This is a genomic window from Venatorbacter sp. C2-1 (assembly GCF_022832715.1).
In the GTDB taxonomy this organism is placed as follows: domain Bacteria; phylum Pseudomonadota; class Gammaproteobacteria; order Pseudomonadales; family Oceanobacteraceae; genus Venatoribacter; species Venatoribacter alkanivorans.
Genome location: NZ_CP094879.1, coordinates 945631 through 971034, shown reverse-complemented (window position 1 = coordinate 971034; position 25404 = coordinate 945631). Strand labels below are relative to the sequence as shown.

At 52.6% G+C, this 25404-nt stretch carries 24 protein-coding genes; 16 read left to right on the top strand and 8 right to left on the bottom strand.

Annotated features, from left to right (window positions below; genetic code table 11):
• Positions 1 to 12: 12 nt before the first annotated feature.
• Entirely contained in the window at positions 13 to 1305 is a 1293-nt protein-coding gene (gene purD / locus MT343_RS04370) for a phosphoribosylamine--glycine ligase (RefSeq protein ID WP_145469696.1), read from the top strand.
• A gap of 25 nt (positions 1306 to 1330) precedes the next feature.
• Entirely contained in the window at positions 1331 to 3685 is a 2355-nt protein-coding gene (locus MT343_RS04365; protein WP_186435958.1) for a 7TM-DISM domain-containing protein, read from the top strand.
• On the opposite strand, the gene MT343_RS04360 is transcribed toward MT343_RS04365, so the two are convergent.
• Positions 3682 to 5157: an AAA family ATPase gene (locus tag MT343_RS04360; RefSeq protein ID WP_145469698.1), complete on the bottom strand. Its 1476-nt coding sequence runs from the start codon at positions 5155 to 5157 to the stop codon at positions 3682 to 3684. The two genes, MT343_RS04365 and MT343_RS04360, sit on opposite strands and share 4 nt — an antisense overlap.
• 142 nt (positions 5158 to 5299) lie before the next feature.
• On the opposite strand from MT343_RS04360, the gene coq7 reads away from it, so the two are divergent.
• Together coq7 and MT343_RS04350 are read left to right on the top strand one after the other, a co-directional pair.
• Positions 5300 to 5950, top strand: a complete 651-nt coding sequence (gene coq7, locus MT343_RS04355) for a 2-polyprenyl-3-methyl-6-methoxy-1,4-benzoquinone monooxygenase (RefSeq protein ID WP_145469699.1) — start codon at positions 5300 to 5302, stop codon at positions 5948 to 5950.
• A 167-nt stretch (positions 5951 to 6117) separates the two neighbouring features.
• A complete protein-coding gene (locus tag MT343_RS04350) occupies positions 6118 to 6360 on the top strand; it encodes a hypothetical protein (RefSeq protein ID WP_145469700.1) in 243 nt (80 codons plus the stop codon).
• Positions 6361 to 6437: 77 nt separating this feature from the next.
• Here MT343_RS04350 and ilvN read toward each other — a convergent pair whose 3' ends face one another.
• Both ilvN and MT343_RS04340 read right to left on the bottom strand, forming a co-directional pair.
• On the bottom strand, positions 6438 to 6929 hold the full coding sequence (ilvN, locus tag MT343_RS04345) for an acetolactate synthase small subunit (RefSeq protein ID WP_145469701.1): 492 nt from the start codon (positions 6927 to 6929) through the stop codon (positions 6438 to 6440).
• Between the two features lie 2 nt (positions 6930 to 6931).
• On the bottom strand, positions 6932 to 8656 hold the full coding sequence (locus MT343_RS04340) for an acetolactate synthase 3 large subunit (protein ID WP_145469702.1): 1725 nt from the start codon (positions 8654 to 8656) through the stop codon (positions 6932 to 6934).
• A gap of 369 nt (positions 8657 to 9025) precedes the next feature.
• On the opposite strand from MT343_RS04340, the gene MT343_RS04335 reads away from it, so the two are divergent.
• Positions 9026 to 9493: a DUF4124 domain-containing protein gene (locus MT343_RS04335; protein WP_186435959.1), complete on the top strand. Its 468-nt coding sequence runs from the start codon at positions 9026 to 9028 to the stop codon at positions 9491 to 9493.
• Positions 9494 to 9500: 7 nt separating this feature from the next.
• Here MT343_RS04335 and pgeF read toward each other — a convergent pair whose 3' ends face one another.
• Both pgeF and rluD read right to left on the bottom strand, forming a co-directional pair.
• Entirely contained in the window at positions 9501 to 10232 is a 732-nt protein-coding gene (pgeF, locus tag MT343_RS04330; protein ID WP_145469704.1) for a peptidoglycan editing factor PgeF, read from the bottom strand.
• Entirely contained in the window at positions 10219 to 11172 is a 954-nt protein-coding gene (rluD, locus tag MT343_RS04325) for a 23S rRNA pseudouridine(1911/1915/1917) synthase RluD (RefSeq protein WP_145469705.1), read from the bottom strand. The genes pgeF and rluD overlap by 14 nt, the downstream gene beginning before the upstream one ends.
• 158 nt (positions 11173 to 11330) lie before the next feature.
• Here rluD and MT343_RS04320 point away from each other — a divergent pair, with 158 nt between their 5' ends.
• Complete coding sequence (locus MT343_RS04320; protein ID WP_145469706.1) at positions 11331 to 12152, top strand: outer membrane protein assembly factor BamD; 822 nt, start codon at positions 11331 to 11333, stop codon at positions 12150 to 12152.
• Positions 12153 to 12211: 59 nt separating this feature from the next.
• On the opposite strand, the gene MT343_RS04315 is transcribed toward MT343_RS04320, so the two are convergent.
• Positions 12212 to 13834 carry an NAD+ synthase gene (locus tag MT343_RS04315; RefSeq protein WP_145469707.1) on the bottom strand — a complete coding sequence of 541 codons (1623 nt, stop codon included), beginning with the start codon at positions 13832 to 13834 and terminating at the stop codon, positions 12212 to 12214.
• A 115-nt stretch (positions 13835 to 13949) separates the two neighbouring features.
• Between MT343_RS04315 and MT343_RS04310 the strand changes: the two genes are divergently transcribed.
• The 10 genes from MT343_RS04310 (at position 13950) to MT343_RS04260 (ending at position 24004) form a co-directional block, all read left to right on the top strand.
• The gene (locus tag MT343_RS04310; protein WP_145469708.1) at positions 13950 to 15476 is read left to right on the top strand and encodes a sensor histidine kinase; all 1527 of its coding nucleotides are present in this window, start codon (positions 13950 to 13952) and stop codon (positions 15474 to 15476) included.
• 31 nt (positions 15477 to 15507) lie between these two features.
• Positions 15508 to 16851 carry a sigma-54-dependent transcriptional regulator gene (locus MT343_RS04305; protein WP_145469709.1) on the top strand — a complete coding sequence of 448 codons (1344 nt, stop codon included), beginning with the start codon at positions 15508 to 15510 and terminating at the stop codon, positions 16849 to 16851.
• Between the two features lie 170 nt (positions 16852 to 17021).
• On the top strand, positions 17022 to 17585 hold the full coding sequence (locus MT343_RS04300) for a GspH/FimT family pseudopilin (protein ID WP_145469710.1): 564 nt from the start codon (positions 17022 to 17024) through the stop codon (positions 17583 to 17585).
• 109 nt (positions 17586 to 17694) lie between these two features.
• Positions 17695 to 18255 (top strand): pilus assembly PilX family protein, encoded by a 561-nt coding sequence (locus MT343_RS04295; protein WP_145469711.1) that lies wholly within the window; start codon positions 17695 to 17697, stop codon positions 18253 to 18255.
• A gap of 13 nt (positions 18256 to 18268) precedes the next feature.
• Positions 18269 to 18661 carry a hypothetical protein gene (locus MT343_RS04290; RefSeq protein WP_145469712.1) on the top strand — a complete coding sequence of 131 codons (393 nt, stop codon included), beginning with the start codon at positions 18269 to 18271 and terminating at the stop codon, positions 18659 to 18661.
• 1 nt (position 18662) lies between these two features.
• Complete coding sequence (locus MT343_RS04285) at positions 18663 to 21653, top strand: pilus assembly protein (protein WP_145469713.1); 2991 nt, start codon at positions 18663 to 18665, stop codon at positions 21651 to 21653.
• Positions 21654 to 21695: 42 nt separating this feature from the next.
• On the top strand, positions 21696 to 22190 hold the full coding sequence (locus MT343_RS04280; RefSeq protein WP_145469965.1) for a GspH/FimT family pseudopilin: 495 nt from the start codon (positions 21696 to 21698) through the stop codon (positions 22188 to 22190).
• The gene (locus MT343_RS04275; protein WP_145469714.1) at positions 22184 to 22756 is read left to right on the top strand and encodes a prepilin-type N-terminal cleavage/methylation domain-containing protein; all 573 of its coding nucleotides are present in this window, start codon (positions 22184 to 22186) and stop codon (positions 22754 to 22756) included. The genes MT343_RS04280 and MT343_RS04275 overlap by 7 nt, the downstream gene beginning before the upstream one ends.
• A complete protein-coding gene (locus MT343_RS04270) occupies positions 22753 to 23562 on the top strand; it encodes a PilW family protein (RefSeq protein WP_145469715.1) in 810 nt (269 codons plus the stop codon). Before MT343_RS04275 ends, MT343_RS04270 begins: the two co-directional genes overlap by 4 nt.
• The gene (locus MT343_RS04260) at positions 23552 to 24004 is read left to right on the top strand and encodes a type IV pilin protein (RefSeq protein ID WP_145469716.1); all 453 of its coding nucleotides are present in this window, start codon (positions 23552 to 23554) and stop codon (positions 24002 to 24004) included. Before MT343_RS04270 ends, MT343_RS04260 begins: the two co-directional genes overlap by 11 nt.
• Here the strand turns inward: MT343_RS04260 and ispH are convergent.
• On the bottom strand, positions 24001 to 24945 hold the full coding sequence (gene ispH / locus MT343_RS04255; RefSeq protein ID WP_145469717.1) for a 4-hydroxy-3-methylbut-2-enyl diphosphate reductase: 945 nt from the start codon (positions 24943 to 24945) through the stop codon (positions 24001 to 24003). The two genes, MT343_RS04260 and ispH, sit on opposite strands and share 4 nt — an antisense overlap.
• Positions 24935 to 25378 (bottom strand): FKBP-type peptidyl-prolyl cis-trans isomerase, encoded by a 444-nt coding sequence (gene fkpB / locus MT343_RS04250; RefSeq protein ID WP_145469718.1) that lies wholly within the window; start codon positions 25376 to 25378, stop codon positions 24935 to 24937. Before fkpB ends, ispH begins: the two co-directional genes overlap by 11 nt.
• Between the last annotated feature and the right edge of the window lie 26 nt (positions 25379 to 25404).

Below are 25404 nucleotides of genomic sequence, written 5' to 3'. Positions count from 1 at the left end.
AGGAATGTAAGAATGAAGGTATTAATTATCGGCAGTGGCGGTCGTGAACATGCCCTGGCCTGGAAGGCTCTGCAATCACCGTTGGTTGAAAAAGTATTTGTTGCGCCGGGCAACGCCGGTACCGCGCGTGAAGCCGGTATGGAAAACGTCGCCCTCGACGTTATGGATTTTGATGGTCTGCAGAAATTTGCTGAAGATAACGCCATCGGCCTGACCATCGTTGGTCCGGAAGCTCCGCTGGTTGGCGGCATCGTTAATCAGTTCAGTGCCGCCGGCCTGAAGATTTTCGGCCCAAGCAAAGGTGCTGCGCAGCTGGAAGGCTCCAAAGCCTTCACCAAAGACTTCCTGGCCCGTCAGCAGATTCCGACCGCCGATTACCAGAACTTCACCGAAGTCGAACCGGCGCTGGCTTACCTGCGTGAGAAGGGTGCTCCTATCGTGGTTAAGGCCGATGGTCTGGCCGCCGGTAAAGGCGTGATTGTCGCCGAAACCCTGGAGCAGGCCGAAGAAGCCGTCAAAGACATGCTGTCCGGTAACGCCTTTGGCGATGCGGGCTGTCGTGTTGTTATCGAAGAATTCCTCGCCGGCGAAGAAGCGTCTTTCATCGTGATGGTCGATGGCAAAAACGTACTGCCAATGGCTACCAGTCAGGATCACAAACGCGTTGGCGACAAAGATACCGGCCCGAACACCGGCGGTATGGGTGCTTATTCTCCGGCGCCAGTCGTTACTCAGGAAATCCACGATCGCGTGATGCGCGAAGTAATTATGCCAACGGTTAACGGTATGGCCGCTGAAGGCAATGATTACACCGGTTTCCTCTACGCCGGTCTGATGATTGACGCGTCTGGTGCACCGAAAGTCATCGAGTACAACTGCCGTTTCGGTGATCCGGAAACCCAGCCAATCATGCTGCGTATGCAGTCTGATATCGTTGCCCATTGTCTGGCAGCGCTGGAAGGCAAACTGGACGGCGAAACCGCGCAATGGGATCCGCGTCCTTCTCTGGGTGTGGTACTGGCCGCTGCAGGTTACCCGGCTGACTACCCAAAAGGTGATGTCATCAGCCTGCCGGAAAACGACGGCGCTGACCGCAAAGTATTCCACGCCGGCACCAAGCTGGACGATGCTGGCAATACCGTCACCGCCGGGGGCCGTGTCCTTTGTGCCACGGCGCTGGGTAACAGCGTGGGTGAAGCTCAGGCTCAGGCCTATGAGCTGATCAAACAGATCAGCTGGAAAGGCATGTTCTGCCGCTCTGATATCGGTTATCGTGCCATTGCGCGCGAGCAGGCCGATAACTAAGCAGAACGTAATGGAGACAGCAGGGATGAGGCAGTACAGAGGACGTAAGCATCTGATTGTCACCCTGCTGTTTTTGTTTTTCCTGCCGCTGAAACTTTGGGCCAGCAGTCCTGTGCTGCTGCCCACCTCCTCGTTTGATTACCCGATCACGCCCTATATTTCGGTTTACGAAGATCCTGGCCGCACGCTCGATATCAACGCCATGCTCAGCCGTGAGCAGCAACTGCGTTTTACTCCAAGCCACGCCCGCCGGCTGAAATTCGGCATCAGCGATTCCAATTATTGGCTGCGTTTCAGCCTGAGTAATCCTTATGCTCAGGAGCGCGAAGTTGTTTTTACTTTGTCCGACAGCGATATCGACGATTTCAGTTTTTATGAACTCAGCGATGCACAGTCCTACCGCTATATCAGCCCCGATGATCCGGCCCGCAGCCTGCGTGGCGGTTTTTTACAGACGTTTCCGGTTGTACTCACCGTACCGGCACAAAGCACCCGCAGTTATCTGGTACGCATTCACTCTTATGGCCTGTTGAGCACCAACGTCAGCCTGCTGAGTCTCGACCGCTTCCTCAATAATGAGCAGGAATTTTTCATGCTGCAGGGCATGAGCATCGGCTGGATTCTGGCCACCCTTGCCTGGTTTATTTTTGTGGTCCGCAGCCAACGCATTATGCTCGCGGCCGCCGGCGCCGCTTATTGCGTCAGCATGATCATTTACCAGCCGGCGTGGATGGGACAGTTCTCCCTGCTGCTGAATATCAGTCCACTGATTGCCGATAAAATCGGTGAACTGGCACTGGCAGCCTCCGCGACCTGTCAGGCGCTGGCCGTACTGGCGCTGGGCTGGCATGGCAGCCGCGCCACACTGTACCGGCGGATTCTGCTACTGGCGGCATTGGTTCACCTGCCGGTTGCTTTAGTGACCGTCTGGCTGGCACAGGAGGCCACGCTGATGGTGGTTGCCTGCATGATTGTCGCTAATGAATTTCTTGCAGCCCTGATTCTGACCCAGGGACGTTCTGAACACCCACAGGCTCAGCGCTGGCTGCTGACTGGCCACCTGCTGGTTGGCTTTGGTGTGCTGCTGGCCATCCTGACCAGCCACAACCTGTTATCGCTGGATCTGTTTACCAGCTGGGCACCGGTTATTCTGCCATTTATCGTTATTGCCAGTCTGGTGCTGGCAATTATGAGCATTAAGCTGCAACAGCACCCTTTGCAAAATCAGGCCAATGCCGAGCTGCGTATGACGCCTGCCCTGCTGTCGCAGATCAGTCATGAACTGCGTACACCAATCAATGGCGTTATTGGCATGACGGAGTTACTGGGCGATACCCCACTGAGTGCCAACCAGCGTGATTTCTCCGATACCATCGCCCTCGCCGGTCGCGATCTGTTGCATGTTGCCAATGAAGTTTCCGATCTGGCGCGCATCCAGAACGCCCAGCTCGAACTGGAGCAACGACCATTCAGTACCACGCAGCTGCTGAATCAGGTTATCAGCCACTTCCAACAGGAAGCCAGCCGTAAACAGGTCGAACTGGTGCTGGATATCAGCGACGAGCTGCCGGAATATTTTATCGGTGACCGCGGCCGTCTGCAGACCCTGCTGCATAATGTTCTGGCCCGCGCTCTGGCTTATACCGAATATGGTGAGCTGGCACTGCAGGCATCTTATTACCAGACCACTCAGGCCCATGGACTGCGTCTGCAGATCCAGCTGAGCAGCACCATCGTTAAGCAGGACGAGCTGAAAAATGCATTCTCCGTTTTACAGCACCACCTGCCGCTGGCAGAAAACTACAGCGCCAAGAGCTGGAATCTGCTGGTAACACGCCACCTGCTGCAGAAAATGAAAGCCACTCTGGAAGTAGAAAGTATGACCAGTCAGGGAGCCTCACTGACGCTCTACCTGCCGCTGGAAGCGGAAGCCGGAAACAGCATTCCCTCGCCGCAGGATGACAGTCTGATTGGTCTGCGCATTCTGATCGTCGATGATAATGCATCACTCAGAAACGTGATCGAAAAACAGGTACGCCGCTGGGGCATGCGCCCGGACAGCACTTACAGCGGTAAGGAAGCACTCGCCATGCTGCGTAATCAGATAAGCATCGGCCAGCCCTATGATTTCATCATAATCGATCACGATATGCCGATTATGGATGGCCTGCAGCTGGCAGAACGAATCCGCTCTGATAAAGACATCAGCCAAAAACCAGCGCGCCTGATGCTGACAGGTTTAAGCATCAGCAGTGTGCGCGACGATGCTCTGGCCGTTGGTATTCAGCACCTGCTGGCCAAACCGGCCAGCGGCGAACGCCTGCGTAACGCCTTGCTGACCCTCAAATACCAGCCTCAGGTGCAGAACGAAGGCAGTTAATCGGCCGCGACTGCGCGGCTCGCAGCCCACTGCCGCAGTGCCTGCATAGGTTCTGCCATCACCACTGACAACGGCCGGGTACGGCGGATTTCCTGCAGCAGGGTATCCGTGCTGAGACCGGGGCCGGAGTGCTCACTGCTGGCGGCATGCCAGGCCGATACCACCGCCTGCTCCAGCTCGGCACCGGAAAAACCGTCACTTTCTTCAGCCAGTGCAGCCAGATCAAAACGCTGCGGGTCCAGCCCGCGCTTGTGCATATGCAGGCGCAGAATCTCCGCTCGGATTTCAGGCTTGGGCAGATCAACAAAGAACAGCTCATCCAGACGGCCCTTACGCAGTAACTCCGGTGGCAGCGCATGAATGTTGTTCGCCGTCGCCACCACAAATACCTGCGCATCATGCTCTGCCAGCCAGGTCAGCAAGGTGCCGAGAATACGCTGACTGACACCGGCATCGTTGCTGTCCTGCCCCAGTCCTTTCTCAATCTCGTCAATCCAGACCACACAGGGCGACATAGTTTCGGCAAGCTTCAGCGCTTCGCGCAGATTGCGTTCGGTCTCGCCGAAAAACTTGTTGTACAGGGTGCCGAAATCCAGACGCAGCAGGGGTAAGCCCCAGGAACCGGCCACCGCCTTCGCCGCCAGACTCTTACCGCTGCCCTGTACACCGAACAGCAGTAAGCCGCGCGGCCGCAGTTTGCGCTCGGCGGTCATAAAGGCCTGCTGGCGCTGCGCCAGCCAGGTTTTCATCACCTCCAGACCGGCAACATCGCTGAAACGCGCAGTGTCGTATTCAAAACTCATCACACCGTCCATATCCAGCAAGGCCATCTTGGCACGGCTGACCGCCGGTACATCGTCCTGGGTAATGGCGCCGTCATCGACGATGGCACCGCGCACCAGGCGACGGGCATCGGAGAAAGTAAGTCCCTTCAGATTGGCGACCAGCTGCTGCAGGGTGTCGTTATCACTGCGCACTTTACGGCCACTGAGCTTGGCGTAACGCTGGGCTTCTTCTTTCACCAAAGCCAGCAACTGGCTGTCATCCGGTAACTGCAGGCTGAAGCTGGCAGCCAGGCGCTGCAATTCCGGTGGCGCCTGCAGGCGGTGGCTGAGCAACACCACGGTTTTGCCGTAACGCTCATGCTGCAGAGCAATGTCTTTCAGCAAACGCACCACCAAAGGCTCTTCGAGAAACGGATGCAGGTCGCAGAAGATAAACAATCCGCCCTGTTCGCGCTCGCGTACGATTCGAAGGGCATCGGCGGGCTGCGTGGTTTCGTTGGCGCCAATGTCCTCACCAAAGCCGAGACGGCGCAGACCATCGCTCAGCGTCCATTGTTGCAGCGCCAGACCGCGGCGGATGGCCAGCCGGGTCAGCATCTCCAACGCCCGCGCTTCCTCATGGGATTCCAGCAGCAACAGCGGCACCTGGCGGTCGAGCAACAGGCTTAAATCGTGTAAATCCTGCATCGCAGTCTCCTTATTCTATGCGCGATTCTAACCACTCCATGGGCGACTGTCCGCCCTGTTCTGGCCGAAACTCACTTGATATGGGTCATGCGCCGGACGCCGTTATGCCGTAAAATGGCCGGAAATTCCGGAGGTATGAGTTATGAATGCCAACTCCCGTCGCTACTCGCTGTTTGACAAACTGATCCAGAACGCCGATCAGGCATTACGCACACTGGTGCCCGGTGCTGCACAGGAAGAACGCCCATCCCCGGCGCAGCAGCGCCCGTACCACGAGCTGAACGAGGCCGAACAGAAACACGCCGCCGGGCTGATGCGTATTAACCATACCGGTGAAGTCTGCGCCCAGGCGCTGTATCAGGGCCAGGCATTGACCGCCAAATTGCCTGAAGTACGGGAAGCCATGGAAGAAGCCGCCCGCGAAGAAATTGATCACCTGGTGTGGTGCGAAGATCGCATCAAAGATCTGGGCAGCCATACCAGCCGTCTGAATCCGCTGTTTTACGGACTGTCATTCGGCATCGGCGCTCTGGCCGGAAAAATCTCCGACAAAGTCAGTCTGGGTTTTGTCGCCGCCACCGAAGAACAGGTGTGCAAGCATCTGAGTCAGCATATGACCAGCCTGCCGGTGCAGGACGAAAAGAGCAAAGCGGTACTGCTGCAAATGCTGGAAGACGAAGCCAAACACGCAACCGTTGCCCTCGAAGCCGGCGGCCATAAATTCCCGCTGCCGGTCAAACTGGCGATGACCGCGGTATCGAAAGTGATGACCAAATCCGTTTATCGCTTCTGATAAAACCCCAGCCTGTATAATCATGCCTCCGCATCGCGCACTGACCTGCACCAAAGCAGGTCAGATGCGGAACGCATAACTCCCGTCACCAATAGATAGAATCGCTGTTTAGCAGGCAAAATGCCGCTGGTCTTTTACTCTGAATAAAGATGAGTAAGGAGCATCCCATGAGCCGATTCAGCGTTATCGAATTTATCCGCCGTATTTATCGCCTGCCACAGGATTATCCGGAACTGAACTGGACCCGCACCGAACTGTACCGGCGCCGGTTAGAGCAGGTAAAAAATGGCTGGATTATTACCGGCCTGATTATGCTCGCCAGCGGCAGTACCGCCGTGGTTTGTGTATTGGGCGCATTCGCCACCTTTTTATCGCTGGCGTTTCTTGAGCCGGATAATCCGCCACTCTGACGGTTCTTTAGTGCACGAAATCGCAGGCATAAAAAAACCCTCCGGCGGAGGGTTCTTTTATGGCTTCTGATTCTGAATTACAGGCTCAGAATTTTCTCGCCGCGGGAAATACCGGACACACCGGTACGTACCGTTTCCAGAACACAGCCAGCACCGATTGCTTCAATAAAAGCCTCCAGTTTGTCGCTGGTTCCGGTCAGCTGGATGGTATACACGCTGGCAGACACATCCACGATCTGACCACGGAAGATGTCGGCAGTACGTTTGATTTCCGCACGCTGCGCACCCACCGCTTTCACTTTGATCAGCATCAGCTCACGCTCAATATGCGGGCCTTCAGACAGATCAACCAGTTTCACCACTTCGATCAGCTTGTTCAGCTGCTTGGTGATCTGTTCGATCTTGCGATCATCACCGGTGGTGGTCATGGTCAGGCGTGACAGGGTGTTGTCTTCTGTCGGCGCCACTGTCAGGGTTTCAATGTTGTAACCACGCTGGGCGAACAGACCAACAACGCGTGACAAAGCACCCGGTTCGTTTTCCAGCAGAATCGAAATAATGTGTCTCATGTTCAGGTCCGCTCCGTCTTGCTCAGCCACATATCACGCATGGAGCCAGCCGGCACCTGCATCGGATACACGTGTTCTTCCGGGTCGACGGCAACGTCGAGGAAGACCAGACGGTCATTGTATTTATTGAAGGTGTCTTCCAGTGCCTGTGGCAGCTCATCGCGGCCGGTCACGCGGATACCCACGTGGCCATAGGCTTCCACCAGTTTGACAAAGTCCGGCAGGGACTCCATGTACGAGTGGGAGTGACGACCTTCGTAGTTCATGTCCTGCCACTGACGAACCATGCCCAGAGAGCCGTTGTTCAGACACAGGATTTTTACCGGAATGCCGTACTGCAGACAGGTCGACAGTTCCTGGATATTCATCTGGATAGAGCCTTCACCGGTCACGCATACAACCATTTCTTCCGGGAAGTTCATCTTAATGCCCATCGCCGCCGGGAAACCAAAGCCCATGGTTCCCAGACCACCGGAGTTGATCCAGCGGTTTGGCTTATCGAACTTGTAGTACTGCGCGGCAAACATCTGGTGCTGGCCAACGTCAGAAGTCACGTAAGCGTCACCCTTGGTGGCCGCCCAGATCGCTTCGATCACTTCCTGCGGCTTCATCAGCTGCGAGTCGTTTTTCTCATAACGCATCGCATGACGCTGGCGCCATTCGTTGATCTGTTTCCACCAGGACGCAATGGCTTCGGCATCCGGTACTTCGTTGCTTTCATCCAGCAACGCCATCATTTCGTCCAGCACGTTGCCAACCGGGCCAACGATAGGTACATCAACGATGATGGTCTTGGAGATTGAAGACGGATCAATGTCGATATGAATGATCTTGGCATCCGGACAGAACTTGCTGGTCGCGTTGGTTACACGGTCATCGAAGCGCGCGCCAATAGCCAGAACCACGTCAGCGTGGTGCATGGTCATGTTCGCCTCATAGGTACCGTGCATACCCAGCATGCCAACAAAACGCTCGCCGGTGCCCGGGTAAGAACCCAGCCCCATCAGCGTGTTGGTGCAAGGGAAATCCAGACGATCAACCAGTGCACGCAGTTTGTCGGAGCTGCCATCGATAATGACACCACCACCGGCATAAATAACCGGACGCTTGGCTTTCAGCAGCAACTCAACGGCCTTTTTGATCTGGCCGGAGTGACCACGCTGAGGTGGCGTGTAAGAACGCAGTTTGACCTTCTTCGGATAAACGTATTCGTAACGCTCATTCGGCATGGTCATGTCTTTCGGAATATCGATAACAACCGGACCCGGACGGCCAGTGCTGGCAATGTGGAAGGCTTTAGCCACCAGCTCAGGGATATCTTCCGGGCGGCGCACACTGAAGCTGTGCTTAACAATAGGACGTGACACACCCAGCATGTCGGTTTCCTGGAAGGCATCATCGCCCACCAGATGGCTCATCACCTGACCAGAAATGACGACCATAGGAATCGAGTCGGTAAACGCCGTGGCGATACCGGTAATTGTGTTGGTAGCACCCGGACCAGAGGTGACCATGACCACACCTGGCTTACCGGTTGCACGCGCATAACCATCAGCCATATGAGCAGCCGCCTGCTCATGACGGACCAGGACGTGTTTGACTGCGCTCTGCTTGTACAGCGCATCATAAACGTGCAGCAGCGAGCCGCCCGGGTAACCGTAAATATATTCGACGCCTGATTCATGCAGTGCACGAACCAACATTTCTCCGCCGGAAAGTAATTCCACCGTACTATCCTCTTCACAAGCCCGCAGGGGCGTGGGTAACTGAAATAACTGTGCGATTAGAGCCCGAAACACAAAGGCTCTCTCAGGCTGGATGATAAACTTGTAGTTTCTCATCAGAGTCCCGTTGCCTGGTCGAGGACACCGGGTCTGAAACTGGGTCGGAGATAACCGCACCAGAGGCTGTCATTGTCAGCGAGCGGGGCACTGGGTGGAGGCGCAGGCCGGCTGACAAAAGCGCGGTAATTCTAGCATTCCCGGTATTATTGTCTAGCAAAAAACCGCCCTAAATCCTTGACAAATCATACGGTTTTAATAATGTCCGGAGCAGGTCAGAGAAATTATCCTTTTCCTTAACAACGGATGTGTTTTATGCGTTTTTTTACTGCTTTTTTCGCTCTGCTGCTTGCTTGTGCGAGCCTGACGGTTCAGGCCGACAAAATGTACCGCTGGGTGGATGAAAATGGTCAGACCCATTTCTCCAGCCTGCCTCCCGCCGACAAGGCTAAAAATACTGAAGAATATAAAGTGCGGGTAAGCAAACCCGCCGACAAAGTCGATGGCTATAAAATCAACACCGGTAAAGAAAAAGAAACGGCGACAGAAGCCAGTGAAAGCAGCGAACCTAAGGTGAGTAAAGCCGAAGCCGAAGCAGCCTGTGCCAAAGCCCGGAAACACAAAGAAGTGGTGAGCACCAACTACAGCACCCGCTTCAAGCAGGAAGACGGCGAATATCGCCCGCTCTCTGATGAACAGCGGGCGCAGCAGATCAAACTGGCAGACGAGCAGATTGCCAAATACTGCAATATGACCTTTTCCAACAAGACCCGTAATCAGTAAGGCAGGATTAAGTCTGTATCCAGATCAGGCTGGCCATACGGCCGGTCTGACTCTGGCGGCGATAGGAATAAAAGCGTTCATCGCTGAAGGTACAGAATCCACCACCGGCAACCTCGGCCACGCCCGCCCGCAATAACTGCAGCCGCGCCAGCGCATAAATATCAGCCATCACCCGATCACCACACCCGGCACGGAAACAATGGTCCGGCGCCCACGCAAAGGCTTTACGTACCTCAGGCCCCACCTCGAAGGCGTCGGGGCCAATCGCTGGTCCCAGATACACCCGCACCTGAGAAGGATCAGGGAAAGTCGCCAGCGTGTTCAGCAGAATCCCGGCCGCCAGTCCGCGCCAACCAGCATGGGCAGCGGCCACCTGCGAGCCATCAGCAGCACAGAACAATACCGGCAAACAATCGGCGGTAAGAATGGCACAGGCCAGTCCGGCACGATCACTGAACTGCGCGTCAGCCTCGGGCACCACAGATTCGCCACAGGCTTTGACCACGGTCGTGCCATGTACCTGAGATAACCATTGAATGCCCTGCACACCCGGCAGTTGCTGCCACAAGCGCTTACGGTTAAACCGCACCCGGGCCGCATCATCAGCAACGTGCAGAGCCAGGTTGTTATGTTCGTAAGGAGGTAAAGAAACACCACCCTCGCGGGTGGTAATCGCGGCACCGATACCCGCGGGCAGATCCCAGTCGGGTATCAGCAGACCGGACTCAGCGCTCGGCATCGGCTTCGAGCACATCGAGCAGATGAATAAAATCCTGCGGCAGATCCACTTCCCACTCCATCCACTCGTCGGTATCCGGATGAATCAGGCCCAGCTTGCGCGCATGCAGAGCCTGGCGGCCAAAGTGCAGCAGCGTATCGCGCAGTTCCGGGCCGATGCCTTTGGTCAGACGGGTACGCGCCGCATAGGTGGAGTCGCCCACCAGCGGATAACCGATATGCGCCATATGCACCCGGATCTGGTGCGTACGGCCGGTTTCCAGCTTAAGACGGATATAAGTGTGGGTCGGGAATTTCTTCAGCACACGGTAATGAGTAACGGCTTCTTTCCCCATAGGATTCACCGCCATTTTGGTACGCTGGGTACCATGACGGCCAATCGGCTGGTCGACTTTGCCACCGCCGGTCATCACGCCCTGCACCACCGCTTCGTATTCGCGTCCCATTGAGCGATCCTGCAGCTGACCGACCAGATTGTTCTGTGCCTGCAGGGTTTTGGCGACCACCATCAGGCCGGTGGTGTCTTTATCCAGACGGTGCACAATACCGGCACGGGGGATATTCTCCAGCTGTGGGCAATGATGCAGCAAGCCATTCAGCAGCGTGCCGTCCTGATTACCGGCAGCCGGATGCACAACCAGATCGGCGGGCTTGTTAATGACGATGATATGGTCATCTTCATAAATGATGTTGAGCGGGATCTCTTCCGCCTGCCAGTTCCCCTCAGGCGCCAGTTCGGCTTCCAGAATCAGGGTTTCGCCGCCAGTGAGCTTATCGCGGCCGCGCCACGGCTTGCCATCGACCGTCAGCTGGCCGTCTTTGATCCACTGCTGCAGACGCGAACGCGAATAATCGGGAAATAACTGGGCAGCGACCTGATCAAGACGCTTGTTTCCCATGTCGAAGGGAACTTCTACCCTGTTTGAAATCTGATTGGACATAAACTCTCTGAGATTAGCTGTATGGCTGCCGCGACGATCGGCTGTATCCCGCTAACAGCCAGTGCTGTCAGTTGGGGCTATGCGGGGACTGTGTTTTAATACGGCACATTCGTAAACCGGCACATTGCCAAGTATATCGACAATCAGGAATGCACTCCATGAACTCCCGTTCGCTGTTGGTTATTTTTACCCTGCTACTCTGCGCCTGCTCAGGAAACCCCGACAAACCTCAGGAGCTGACTGAGCGTGAGTACTACGAACAGGCGCGCGAGTCGCTGGATAACAATAACTTCCTGTCGGCCACCGAAAAGCTGCGCCAGCTGGAATCCCGCTATCCGTTCGGGCGTTACGCCGAGCAGGCACAGCTGGAGCTGATTTACGCTCAGTACATGATGTCTGACCTGGAAGCGGTACTGGCCACCACCGAGCGTTTTATCCGTTTGCATCCTCTGCATGAACAGGTCGATTACGCCTATTACATGCGTGGTCTGGCCACCTATGAAATGGGTTTTGCCTTTGCCGAGCGTTATTTTGACAGCGAAATCGCCCAGCGTGACCCAACCCCCATGCAGGATGCCTTCAACCATTTCTCCGACCTGCTGATCCGCTTCCCAGACAGCCCGTATACCGCCGATGCCCGGGCGCGCATGGTGTACCTGCAGCAGCGTATGGCCTCCCATGAAATCGGAGTGGCGCAATACTATATGAAGCGCCACGCCTATCTGGCGGCCGCCAACCGTTGTGAGAACGTTCTGCTGCACTATCAGAAAACCCCGGCCGTTGCCGACGCGCTGGCGATTCAGGTTGAAGCCTACCGCCTGCTGGGCCTGAATAAAGAATCAGAACAGGCACTGGCATTGCTGAAGCTGAACTACCCGCAACATCCGCAATTAAAAGACGGTGAATTTGAAGACAGCGGCCTGGCTATGGTTGACCGCCGTTCGTTCTGGAACATCATCAGTTTTGGTTTGCTGGACTGAGCAGACAGCGACAAATATACAGACACAAAAAAGCCCGCTATTGCGGGCTTTTTTGTGGATTAAATTCCGGCTTTCCAGCCGTTGGTCACCGGATAACGGCGGTCACGGCCAAAGCCACGCTGAGTTACGCGCACGCCAATGGGTGCCTGACGGCGCTTGTATTCATTAACGTCGACCAGACGCAGCACGCGCAGCACGTCGTCACGGGTAAAACCGGCACTGATGATGGCTTCGGCACTCATATCACGCTCAATATAGCGTTCAAGAATCGCATCCAGCACCGGATACGGCGGCAGGCTGTCTTCGTCTTTCTGATCCGGCGCCAGTTCCGCCGATGGCGGACGGTCAATCACACGCTGTGGAATCACCGGCGAGATTGAATTCCGGTATTCCGCCAGGGCGAATACCTTGGTTTTGTAAACGTCTTTTAAAGCGCCGTAACCACCGGCCATATCGCCATACAGGGTGGCGTAACCCACCGCCATTTCGCTTTTATTGCCGGTGGTCAGCACCATGTAGCCGCTTTTATTCGACATCGCCATCAGCAGCACACCGCGACAGCGTGACTGCAGGTTTTCTTCGGTGGTATCCACCGGCAGACCGGCAAACTCACCCGCAAGGGCCGCCATAAATTCACGGTACATGGGTTCAATGGAGATCGACTGGTAGCGCACGCCCATGGTTTCGGCCTGTTCTGCTGCGTCTTCTTTGCTCATGCCGGAGGTATAGGTAAACGGCATCATCACCGCCTGCACCCGCTCGGCACCTAACGCATCCACCGCAATGGCCAGTGTGAGCGCGGAGTCGATACCACCGGACAGCCCCAGCAAAACCCCTTTGAAACGGTTTTTATTGACGTAATCGCGCACACCGAGCACCAGTGCCTGATACAGACTGGCCAGTTCACTGTCCGGCTCTGCCGACTGCGCTGAAAGCGCCTGCAGCTTACCCGAGTGGTACTTCACCAGTGCCAGCGATTCGTTAAAGGATGGCATCTGCAGGACGCGCTCACCATCGGCGGCGACCGCAAAAGAACCGCCATCGAACACCAGTTCATCCTGCCCGCCGACCTGATTCACATACAGCAGCGGTACATTCTGACTGCGGGCATGTTGCTGCAGCAGAGTCAGGCGCTCCCCATGCTTACCCAGATGGAAGGGCGAAGCGTTCAGGTTGAGAATCATTTCCGCACCAGCCACAACACTCTGCTCCACCGGCCCCTGGTGCCATACGTCTTCGCAGACGGTCAGGCCGATACGATGTCCCAACAGATCAATAACACAGGGCTGATCACCAGCGCTGAAATAACGCTGCTCATCAAATACCTGATAATTCGGCAGACACTGTTTGGCATAGCGCCCGAGACATTCGCCCTGATACCAGACACCGGCACAGTTATAGAGCTTGCCCTGCTCGCGCCACGGGAAACCAACGGCGATAGCGATATTATGGCTGGCAGCGGCAATCTGCTGTAAAGCTTCTTCTACACGCGGCTGAAGGCTCGGACGCAGTAATAAATCTTCCGGCGGGTAACCGGTTACCGCCAGCTCGCTGAATACCACCAGCTGCGCACCCTGCTGTTGTACCTGCTGTGCAGCCTCAACAATACGCTGGCCATTGCCGGAAATATCTCCGACCAGAAAGTTGTGCTGTGCCAATGCGATGGTAAGTGACTGTGACATACTCTCGGGTTACCCTGACGAATTTGCGCGTATTGTCGAAAAATTACCGGGCCGAAGCAATCATCAACGCACTGGCCGGCGCTTTTCGCCCGATATTTATACTTAAGGAGCCCCTGTGGCACGCTGGTTTAAATCCACTGAACTGGTTGTACGTGGCAACCGCCTGCTGCGCTTTTACAGCTATTATTCGCTGTTCCTTTCCCTGTTGCTGATCATTACTGATGCTATCGACCTGCAGAACGTAATTATTGGTGGCAAGCTGCCACATATTTTTCTGGTGGCATCATCAATCTATGTGATTGTCGCCTCAGGTTTTGCCGCGATCGCCAACCGCGAACCGGACCCGCAACAGGCCACCAGTTATGTCTTTGCTGAAATCGCTATTCTGGCCACACTGATGCATGCCTCCGGCGGTCTGGATACCGGCTTTTCCAGCCTGATTCTGATTCCGGTCATGATGTCCAACCTGCTGGCTCCCGGCGTTCTCGGCTATGGGGTAGCCGCCTGGACAACCATTGCCGTGTTTTATACTCAGCACCTCTGGCCCGGTAACTACAACACCCAAGAAATTGTAAACTCCGGTTTGTATGGCTTTTTATGCTTTATCCTCGCCTGGTTAACCCAGACACTGTCACATCGTCTGAACAGTGCCTTAACTCTGGCCTCTGATCAGGCGACACGCATCAAACGCCTGCAGCGTTTCAGCCAGCAGGCACTGCTGGAACTGCCCAACGCCGTCATCGCCTGTGATATCAATGATCATATTCTGTTTTATAACCAACAGGCGCGGCAGTGGTTCAGCCTCGCAGAAGGGGCACCGCTGCCACCGGCGTTACTGAAAGCCGAAGCCGATCAGGTTATTGAAGTGCGTAACGAAAAACTGATGTTCCGCCGCGTGGCGCTGAATGGTTCCGAGCCCGGTGATTATCTCATTTATGTTGAAGAAGCCGCACGCATTGCCGCCGAGGCTCAACAGTTCAAGCTGGCATCATTAGGGCGTCTGACCGCCTCCATCGCCCACGAGATACGCAATCCGCTCAGCGCCTTGCGCCAGGCATCACAGCTGCTGGCAGAAACACCCTATCTGCAGGAAAGTGAACAGCAACTGACCCAGATCGTTGAACAACATTGCATGCGTATCAACCGTACCATCGAGGATATTCTGCAGCTGTCCAGACGCAATAAAGCCGTTGCCGAAACCCTGCGTCTGGCACCCTGGCTGCAGCATTTTCACGATCAGTTCCGCAACCTGACCAGCGGTCAGAGCTTTCATTTCAGCGTGCACTGCAACGACAGCCTGCTGGTGCAATTCGATCCGGATCATCTGCAACAGATTCTGCATAACCTGTGCGCCAATGGTCTGCGCTATGCGATTAAATCTGCACCGGATAATGCGCGCCTCACCCTTATCGCCCAAACCTTAAATGAACGTCAGGTACAGCTGGATATTATTGATAATGGCAGTGGTGTTCCGGCCGAACAGCGCACCCACCTGTTTGAACCCTTTTACACCACCGAACATAATGGCACCGGACTCGGACTCTATTTGTGCCGCGAACTGTGCGAAGCAAACCAGGCCCATATCCAGTATCATCCGATACCCAACGGAACCTGCTTCCGCATCATAATGCGAACATCCTGAGCCAATTGCGCCACAGAACGGACACTGTTGTATGAATAAATTTGCCGCCCTGATTATTGACGACGAACCCGACATCCGCGCTCTGATTGCACTGACGCTGAAGCGTATGGAACTGGATTGTTATCAGGCAGGAAGTGTCAGCGAAGCACTGACGTTATTGCAGGAACGTCCTTACCATTTCTGCATCACGGATATGAAATTACCGGATGGTAACGGCCTGGATCTGATTCAGCTGTGTAACACCCGCCATCCGGACATGCCGGTCGCCATGATCACCGCTTACGGCAATATGGAACTCGCCGTCAACGCGCTGAAAGCCGGCGCCTTCGATGTGGTGGCCAAACCACTGGATACCGACCGCCTGCGTGAACTGGTCAAAGCTGCCCTGCAGCTGACCAAGGTGCCGGCCAATATTGAAAACCTGCCTTCTGCCGACGGCCTGCTTGGCCAGTCAGACGGCATGCGCACGCTGAAAGAAAAAATATTCAAAGTGGCCCGCACCCAGGCACCGGTATTTATATTCGGTGAGTCCGGCACCGGCAAAGAACTGGTAGCACGTTTGATTCATCACCAAAGCGCCCGCATGGAGCAGCCCTTTATCGCCGTTAATTGCGGCGCTATCCCGCGTGATTTAATGGAGAGCGAATTCTTCGGTCACGCCAAAGGCAGTTTTACCGGCGCCAGCAGCGAAAAGGCCGGTTTTTTCCGCGCAGCCAATGGCGGCACCCTGTTCCTTGATGAAGTCGCCGAACTGCCACTTGATATGCAGGCCAAACTGCTGCGCGTAATTCAGGAAAAAGCGGTGCGCAGCGTTGGTTCCGAATTTGAAACACCGGTCGATGTGCGCATACTCTGCGCCAGTCACAAAGACCTCGGAGCACTGGTCAAAGCCGAAGAGTTCCGTCAGGACTTATATTTCCGCCTTAACGTGATTCAGATTAACGTACCGCGTCTGGCCGACCGGGCAGAAGATATTCCAATGCTGATCCGGCATTTCATCCGTAAATATTCTCAGGAATGGGGCATGCCGGAGATTATGCTGGAAGATAGCGCACAGCAGGCACTGCTGGCCTACCACTATCCGGGGAACGTACGTGAGCTGGAGAATATCCTGCAGCGTGCCGTCACCCTTGCCGAAGGTGACAGCATCGGCCTCAGCGACCTGAGCCTGAGCAAACCGATCAGCGAAGAACCGGACAGCAGCAATCCGCGTATTGAAACCAACAACCTCGAAGCCTACCTCGAGAACATTGAGCGCCGCGCCATCACCCAGGCGCTGGAAGCCACGCGCTGGAACAAAACCGCCGCCGCCGAAAAGCTCGGCATCAGCTTCCGCGCGCTGCGTTACCGCTGTAAAAAACTCGAGATAGATTAAATTTCCGGATCGTTAAAGCAGCTCTGACATCAGGCCTGAGACTGAACCGAAAAACAAAATTTCAGCCTCAGGTCTGAGTGACACCAGCATAGCGGACACTAGAGTATTGAAAGCGGTGCCATGGACAGGCGCCGGCAACACTCACCTCCCGAACGGACTCAGGAGTTACTATGCATAACAATCAACACATCAAAGCCTTTACTCTGATCGAGTCACTGACCACTCTGATGCTGACAAGCCTTCTTCTGGGGGCAGGAGTCCCGGCTTTCAATAGCTTCCTACAACGCATGTCTGCGGAGCAGGACATCAGCCAGCTAAGGTTTTCGATTCAGTTCGCCAGAAGCAGTGCCGTTAAATACATGACTCCGACCACACTTTGCCCGCTAAACAACACCAATCAATGCGCCGTTGATTGGAATAGTGAATTAACTATGTTTCTGGACAAAAACAGCAATCGCCAACTTGATCAGGGGGAGGTCATTTTACTGCGATTACCCGCTGTAATAGCTGGCACAGTCTTACGAACCTTCAATGGATCAGTTATCCACTTTAATGCAAGCGGTTTTGCGGGCTTCCACACAGGCTCTTTCGGCTACTGCGCCCACGGTTCCAGACCTACAGGTGCAACTTTTATCATATCAAGGAATGGAAGTGTCCGGCCCGGACAGGATAAGGATGGTGATGGCTTACCAGAAACCGCCAACGGAAAGAATGTGGCCTGCCCCGCCCGCTAACCCTTGCAATGCCGACCATTAGCCACCGGATTAAGACCACTAATCGGCAATCCCTACCATGACAGCACAGTAAGATTACTATAAGCCTGACATCAATCTGAGGTGGGTTATGGTTCCTCAATCAAGCAACAATACACAGCAACGTGGCTCCGCCCTGATCTTCAGTCTGGTTATTATGACGGTGATCACTGTTGGTGCAATGGTCGCGATGCAGCGCACCACACTCCAGGCTAGAATGATCTCAAATCTTGATCATGGTCAGGAAGTATTCCGTGCGACCTACAGTACTTCGCGCTCTTTTCTTGCCGAAATCGACGAGCCAGGCGAATACCAAATAGCAGCCAATACACTTGGTGACCTTATCCTTCAGGAAAATGCCAGCTTTGCCCAGGGTAACCCATATGGCCTTGTCCGCCTTGACCCTTTTGGCACTAACAATATTACCCGCCCCGGATACGGTAAAGCGATTAAGGCCGTATCAATAAATGTACGTATGCTTAAAGAACCTAATCTACACTCGGCAAAAGAGAACGAGGACAACTCTCAGGGCGGGGCTAAGTTCAAATACTATATGGAAGCCAATGCTGAAGGTGTTACCAATGGCGATGTACTGAAATCCCGGCAACAGCAGGGATTTTATCTGATCGCGGTCAGCCCAAACCAACAGTAAGGAGATCGAAATAATGAATATGAATAAAACTCTGTTGGCCCTGACAGTATTTATTACGTCGATAGCGTCAACGAACACATTCGCCGCACTGCCTATGTCCCACGTAGAAGTACAGCTTCTGAATAGCAGCGTACTATCCATTGCTCCCAATAATATTTCTGCAAGGCTCTGCGATGGCTGTGAAATTGAGCAAGTAAAAATTACAAGTAACACCAGATTTCAGGAAAAAAATAGCGTAGTAGATTTTCAGACCGCACTGGAGCTTTTCCTGAAACGAAAATATGAGTACCTGTCTCTCGGCATTAACCGTAATGACAGATCAGCAGATTATATAATCATCGGTGGCTTTGACGAATTGGCTGCAGATCCGAACAACCCTGAAAATCAGTCTCAGGTGGAGAAATAATATGAAACTCTATTGGCTGTCATTAATAAGTTTTGGTCTCTTCACCAACCCGCTACTGGCGGATGATACGGAGATTTACCTAGGCAACCCCAACCGGGTAAACCCTAACGTAATTTTTATTTTTGATACCTCTGGTAGTATGGGGACTTACGCTGGATCTGAAACCCGCCTTGATATTGTCAAGCGCGCGGCGAAAGATACAATCGATGATATCAGCGGCATCAATTTAGCTCTGATGCGCTACAATCCTTCCCGGAGTTATTATGAAAGCGGGCAGGATAAGCAATACAGAGGGGGATATCTGAGCACCCCGATGCTTGATATTGATGCTGGCTCAAATAAAGAAGATTTTAAAGATATTATTGACGCTTATAATGATGGCGGCGGTACACCGATGACAGAAAGTGTGCACGAGGCACTGTCATATCTGCGTGGGGACCCCGTTAATTACGGCCGGACTAAGAGATATTCAAGTTATCCGTGGACATACCTCAGCCACTCCAGCACTCACAGCAATGGCAGGTATATAAGCCCTATTACAGACCAATGTCAGAAAAATCACATTGTACTGTTCACCGATGGTGATTCGTCCGTGGATGGTGAAAGCAATGCTGCTATCCGCGATATGCTGAGAACAACACCATACGCTGACAGACCAAGAGATCTGTCCACTAGCTGCTCATCCAATGGCGGCGGTAACACCACCATTACTAACAGTTGTATTGAAGAGCTGGCTTACTACATGTACACCACTGACAACTCCCCGCTGGATGGTGATCAACATGTACAATTTCATGCCATTGGTGGTTTCCTGTCAGGGAATTCCCAAAGCTTTTTAAACAGCGCAGCAACCCATGGTGGCGGTATTTCGGCAGAAGCCAATGACTATCAAAGTCTGAAAAATGCATTAACCAAAATTTTCGATGATATTTCCAAGTCAGCAGATACATTTTCTGCGCCTGCAGTAGCCGTAAACGCATTCAACAGTCTGGAATTACTCGACCAATTATATTTTTCGGTTTTCAAACCACATGCATCGGTAAGCTGGCAAGGTAATGTTAAGCGTTTCCGCCTTAAAGATGGCGGTACATTTGTCGATGCGAACGACAGCCCCGCCATTGACCCAAACACCGGTTTCTTCCGTAACAATGCAAGAAGTTTCTGGACTTTAAACGACGATGCTCCGGATGGCGATAATGTGGAAAAAGGTGGTATTGCCAGCCGTCTCACAACTGATCGTAGAGTGGTTTCCAACCTCATCAACAATAATCTCATGGATAGCGGTAACCGGATAACAGAAAGCAACAGCAATGTGAAACAAACACTGTTTAACACCAGCTATTCTAGTTCGGAATTCAAGAAGCTGGTGCAGTGGACCCGCGGCCTGGACACAAAAGGCAGCGATCCGACAGCAGCACGTCGCCGTATCGAAGACCCATTGCATAGCAAGCCAATCCTGCTTAACTACGGCACAATACAAGAGGACGGTGTTAATGTACCAGACAGCACTCTGTTTATTGGTACTAATTCCGGCTATTTGCATGCGTTCGATACCAAACTGAGCAACCCTAAAGAACGATTCGCTTTTATCCCTAAAGAATTGCTACCAAATGCTGCGGCTTACTACGCAGGTGGAGGCACGAAGGTCTATGGATTGGATGGCCCGATCAGTTCTTACCACACAGATATTAATCGTAACCGTATTATTGATCCTGCACTTGGTGAAAAAGCTTATATCTACGTAGCCATGCGCCGTGGCGGCCGTAATTATTACGCACTTGACGTTACTGATCGCGACAACCCTAAACTGGCCTGGCAAATTACTGGCGGTACAGGAGATTTCAAACAACTGGGACAAAGCTGGTCAAAAATATCCGTTATTCCTGTGCTATGGAATAATAAAAAGCGTGATGTTTTACTGTTTGCAGGTGGTTATGACCCTGATGAAGACAACAATAAAACCCGTAAGGAACACGCTCAGGGAAATGCAATTTATCTCGTAGACCCTGAAACAGGTAAACGTTTGTGGTGGGCTTCTGCAGATTCATCAGCTGATCTTCAACTTAATAAAATGACCAGTGGCATCGTCGGTCAGGTTATTCCCATTGATAACAGGGGAGATGGAAATGTCGATCTGCTCTACGCCGCAGATTTGGGTGGACGGATATGGCGTATTGATCTTACTGATCTCGGTTCAGGTTCAGCCAATTCTGCACAGGGAGGCATGATTGCAGACCTTGGTGCAGACAATACAACCCTTAACCATGTGCGTTTTTATAACAACCTGGATGTTATTTATACCAAGCGAAAAATTCAGACCAGCACTGATCCCGTCAGTGGTAACCCGGTATATCAGGAAATTGCCAGATATCAGCTGGCAATAGGATCCGGCTATCGAGCTCATCCATTAGATACCGATACCAAAGATAGTTTTTATGTTGTAAACGACATGAATGTAGATGTAACACCACCGACATCTTATACAACTGTCACTAAATCTGATCTGGCTAACCTGAATAATTACAGTGCGGAGCCCGCTAACAAAAAGATTAATGGTTACTATATACCACTCACACGAACCGGTGAAAAAGTACTTTCAACGTCAACAACAGTAAACGGAAGAACATTCTTCAGCACCTTCCGGCCAAATCTGGGAAGCTCATCTGGCTGTAACGCTGATGCGGGTAACGGCCAACTCTACTCAGTACAAATTTCGGCAAACAATGCTGATGCTACTCAACCCAAAGACCCGCATATTGATGACTGGGGCAAAATTGACAACCCTTTGAATGATCTGAAACTGATCATTACAGGAAATGGATCAACAACTGGTGGGGGTGATGATGATCCCCCTCCGCCCCCTCCGCCCCCTCCGCCCCCTTTCCCGCCCAAGGATTGCGGAGAGATAATTACCGATGGTAGCTCTACGATTTCAATCTGTGAGGATGGGGCCAAAATTATCCACAAAAGCTACTGGCGTGAACTATTTTAAGATGTTGCCCTGCCTTCGGGCAGGGCACTCAGAGAGAACCAGATGTATAAAATACGTGCATTTACCTTAATTGAGCTGCTGGTCACCATTGCGATAGTCGGCATACTGCTGACTGTTGGCGTACCATCCCTCAGCACAATGAACATTAATAGTGCAGCAGACCGGTATCGCGATGATCTACTGCGAGATATCAGCTTTGCCAGGGATTTCGCCGTCAATAATGTAACAACCATTGATACTGTATCGATTAGCCCAATCAACAATGACTGGAGTAACGGATGGCAGGTCATTTCTGATGGTGATGACGGCTTGGTTGTTCGCATACAAACAGGAAGCGCAACCACGCCTCTTGCCGCAACGGGTACTATTACCTCAACCTATACGTCAGGTACTCCATTAATTTTTGATGACCAGGGGCGGGTTACCAGTGCAGCAGGGAGCTTTACTATTAATGTTCCGAATTGCACGGGTAACCGGGTAAGAACTATATCCATTACGTTTATGGGACAGGTTCTGGTTCAGGAGGCAGCATGTTAGAGCAAAAAGGCATCAGCCTTATTGAAGCAATGGTCGCCGTCGCCGTAACCTCCGTAGCTCTGGTTGGTTTAAGTTCTTTACAGATTGAGGCGAATAAATCTGCGATTGATGCCGGTGGAAAATCCCATGCACTATTTATAAGGGAAGGAATTATCAGCAGGGTCCAGTTTAATTCAGAAGCCTCTGCCAACTATGACACCACCGTAATTCCCCTGAATTGCAATGTTCCTGCGAAAATATGTTCAAATTACCATGATGGCCGCAATCGGGTTCTGGCAGACCCCAGCTGTACTGCAGAAGAATTGGCTACGTATGATCTTTGGGAAGTCCGTTGTAATATGGGAATCAGCGTACCGGGTAGTATTACCACTCGGGCGCAATCTATCAACTTTCTGCCAAATCCCATTATATCGGTAACTGTCGATGGAACAGATATGGTGGCAACCGTTACCTGGGATTCAACTACAGAAAGACAGGATGCAAACGGCAATAAAATTTACGCCAGCAACAGTCCACTTGCAACAGAAACCAGAAGAGCCAGCGTGAGTGGGAGGTTTGAACCATGATAAGTTCTTTCAGAAAGAACCGTGGCCTGGGATTAATGGAACTCCTGATCGGAGTATCCGTCGGCATGATGGTCACTTATTTTGTGATGAACATAATGGTGACCTCTAACCGCAGCGCTAACCAATCAAACTCTGCAGCACAATCTCAGGAAACTGGTCGCTTCATATTGCATTGGTTAACAAAAGAAATTCATCGTGCGGGCTATACTCCGAATGAGCAAGAAGGCCGTACCACTCCAATGGCACCATTATGCGGTGGTGCAGCAATGCCTCCTGCTGCTGGAGCAGCCTGCAGCTTTGAAAGCACAGATCTGAGCGATCGCCTTGCACTCAGACGCCTTTACAGAGGCGCAACAACACCACGCGATGCACAAGACTGTACTGGTGTAAATCTGGCACTGGCGGATGACACTCCTTTGGTCGATGTTTATTGGATTGAACCAAATTTTGCCGGTGCTGGTGCAGATGATAACTTTAATGATGTATTCCGCTGTGTTACCTACAACGAAAACACAGGCACCGTTGTTGCTCCAGCGCAAACACTGGCAGTTGGAGTCGAAAATATGCAGATACTCTATGGTGAACGCGACGCTACGGGAAGACGCTATGTATCAGCGGACCAGGTCAATAACTGGAACAATGTTCATGCTGTTAAACTCAGCATTCTGACACGATCTTTCGCCGATCAGGCACAGCGGGCACAACAACGGAGCTTTGTATTACTGGATGCCACGCCATTAACATTCAATGATACTATTGCACGGCAAATACAATTGACGACGGTGTTTTTGACGAATGAAGATTAATCTAGGCACAACCGGCAAAAATAAACACTCTGGCTTTACCCTGATGGAATTGATGGTAACCGTTGCCATCGTTGGTATTCTTGCAGGAATAGCCGTACCCACTTATTACGAATACATGCTCAAAAGCCATCGTACAGAAGTCGGTACAGACGAATTGGGGCCAATTTTATCAGCCCAGGAAGAATTTCGGCGCGACACCCTGACCTACACTACAAGTCTGACCGATCTGGGGCTGCCAAGCAACCCTTATACAACCCCAAACGGGCGCTTCCGCATCAGTGCCCGACAGTGCGTACTTAATGGGAATGTAATGCCATTGACTCAATGCGTTGAGGTCGAAGCAACCGCATTGGGGGATCAACGAGACGACGGTGATGTTATTTTCAACACCTTAGGTACAAGAAATCATCGCCTTAAAGGTGGTACTCTCGAAGAGTTTTAAACTTCTTGCAACCGTAACTCTTTCGGCAACGAAAACACCACATTTTCCGGGCGGCCCTGCATTTCCTGCGGGGCTTCTCCGCCCAGAGCAACCAGCTTGTTAACCACTTCACGCACCAGTACTTCCGGAGCTGATGCTCCCGCGGTAATACCAACGGCTTTCACATCTTCCAGCCACTGCGGTTGGATTTCTGCGGCGTTATCAATCAGGTAAGCTTTAGCGCCCATACGCTCACCCAGCTCACGTAAACGGTTCGAGTTGGAGCTGTTCGGTGAGCCGACAACTAGTAACAAATCACAATCGGCGGCCAGATTTTTCACTGCATCCTGACGATTTTGCGTGGCGTAACAGATATCATCTTTACGCGGCCCCTGAATATTGGGGAATTTTACCCGCAGAGCATCAATTACACGCGCGGTGTCATCCATAGACAGCGTCGTCTGCGTTACATACGACAATCTGTCCGGATTATTTACCGACAGTGCTTCCACATCTTCTTCGTCTTCGACCAGATAAATATGTCCGCCCTGAGCATAATCATACTGCCCCATTGTGCCTTCAACTTCCGGATGACCTTTATGGCCAATCAGAATGCACTCACTGCCATCGGCGCTGTAGCGGCTGACTTCCAGATGTACCTTGGTCACTAATGGACAGGTCGCATCAAATACGCGCAAGCCACGATCTTCTGCGGTTTTTCGTACCGCCTGAGATACACCATGGGCAGAAAAAATAACAATGCTGTTATCCGGCACCTCATCCAGTTCATCGACAAAAATAGCACCACGTTCGCGCAGGCCATTCACCACAAATTTGTTATGCACCACTTCATGGCGCACATAAATCGGTGGTTCAAATAAATCGAGCGCACGATTAACAATGTCGATAGCGCGATCAACACCAGCACAAAAACCCCGTGGATTAGCGAGTTTAATCTGCATTCTGAACCTCAAGAATCTGCACTTCAAACTGCAGGGTTTTACCCGCCAGCGGGTGGTTGAAATCAACAGTTACCCAATCGCCTTCCACTTTACTGATAACGCCCGGCAGTTCTGCTCCCTGAGCGTCAGCAAAAGAGACCATTAAGCCCGGTGCAACCGGCATATCAACAGGGAAGCTGTTGCGCTTCATTTCCTGCATATTCTGCGGATTCGGCTGACCAAAGGCTTTTTCCGGCGGCACGCTGAAAGTCTTATGATCGCCGGTTGCCAGTCCCAGTAAATACTCCTCGAAACCTGGCAGCAGATTGCCATCGCCCAAAACAAAGTTAACCGGGCTACGTTCAAAGGTTGAATCAACAATCTGCTCATCGTCGATTTTCAACGCAAAGTGCATTGTGATTTTACTGTCTGCTGCAATGATTCCGACGGACATAATAACTACTCAATAAAAACTATATT

Bases quoted from the DNA above. Each gene is read 5' to 3' on its own strand.
- purD (WP_145469696.1), top strand. From the start codon at position 13: ATGAAGGTATTAATTATCGGCAGTGGCGGTCGTGAACATGCCCTGGCC.
- MT343_RS04365 (WP_186435958.1), top strand. From the start codon at position 1,331: ATGAGGCAGTACAGAGGACGTAAGCATCTGATTGTCACCCTGCTGTTT.
- MT343_RS04360 (WP_145469698.1), bottom strand. From the start codon at position 5,157: ATGCAGGATTTACACGATTTAAGCCTGTTGCTCGACCGCCAGGTGCCG.
- coq7 (WP_145469699.1), top strand. From the start codon at position 5,300: ATGAATGCCAACTCCCGTCGCTACTCGCTGTTTGACAAACTGATCCAG.
- MT343_RS04350 (WP_145469700.1), top strand. From the start codon at position 6,118: ATGAGCCGATTCAGCGTTATCGAATTTATCCGCCGTATTTATCGCCTG.
- ilvN (WP_145469701.1), bottom strand. From the start codon at position 6,929: ATGAGACACATTATTTCGATTCTGCTGGAAAACGAACCGGGTGCTTTG.
- MT343_RS04335 (WP_186435959.1), top strand. From the start codon at position 9,026: ATGCGTTTTTTTACTGCTTTTTTCGCTCTGCTGCTTGCTTGTGCGAGC.
- pgeF (WP_145469704.1), bottom strand. From the start codon at position 10,232: ATGCCGAGCGCTGAGTCCGGTCTGCTGATACCCGACTGGGATCTGCCC.
- rluD (WP_145469705.1), bottom strand. From the start codon at position 11,172: ATGTCCAATCAGATTTCAAACAGGGTAGAAGTTCCCTTCGACATGGGA.
- MT343_RS04320 (WP_145469706.1), top strand. From the start codon at position 11,331: ATGAACTCCCGTTCGCTGTTGGTTATTTTTACCCTGCTACTCTGCGCC.
- MT343_RS04315 (WP_145469707.1), bottom strand. From the start codon at position 13,834: ATGTCACAGTCACTTACCATCGCATTGGCACAGCACAACTTTCTGGTC.
- MT343_RS04305 (WP_145469709.1), top strand. From the start codon at position 15,508: ATGAATAAATTTGCCGCCCTGATTATTGACGACGAACCCGACATCCGC.
- MT343_RS04300 (WP_145469710.1), top strand. From the start codon at position 17,022: ATGCATAACAATCAACACATCAAAGCCTTTACTCTGATCGAGTCACTG.
- MT343_RS04295 (WP_145469711.1), top strand. From the start codon at position 17,695: ATGGTTCCTCAATCAAGCAACAATACACAGCAACGTGGCTCCGCCCTG.
- MT343_RS04290 (WP_145469712.1), top strand. From the start codon at position 18,269: ATGAATATGAATAAAACTCTGTTGGCCCTGACAGTATTTATTACGTCG.
- MT343_RS04285 (WP_145469713.1), top strand. From the start codon at position 18,663: ATGAAACTCTATTGGCTGTCATTAATAAGTTTTGGTCTCTTCACCAAC.
- MT343_RS04280 (WP_145469965.1), top strand. From the start codon at position 21,696: ATGTATAAAATACGTGCATTTACCTTAATTGAGCTGCTGGTCACCATT.
- MT343_RS04275 (WP_145469714.1), top strand. From the start codon at position 22,184: ATGTTAGAGCAAAAAGGCATCAGCCTTATTGAAGCAATGGTCGCCGTC.
- MT343_RS04270 (WP_145469715.1), top strand. From the start codon at position 22,753: ATGATAAGTTCTTTCAGAAAGAACCGTGGCCTGGGATTAATGGAACTC.
- MT343_RS04260 (WP_145469716.1), top strand. From the start codon at position 23,552: ATGAAGATTAATCTAGGCACAACCGGCAAAAATAAACACTCTGGCTTT.
- ispH (WP_145469717.1), bottom strand. From the start codon at position 24,945: ATGCAGATTAAACTCGCTAATCCACGGGGTTTTTGTGCTGGTGTTGAT.
- fkpB (WP_145469718.1), bottom strand. From the start codon at position 25,378: ATGTCCGTCGGAATCATTGCAGCAGACAGTAAAATCACAATGCACTTT.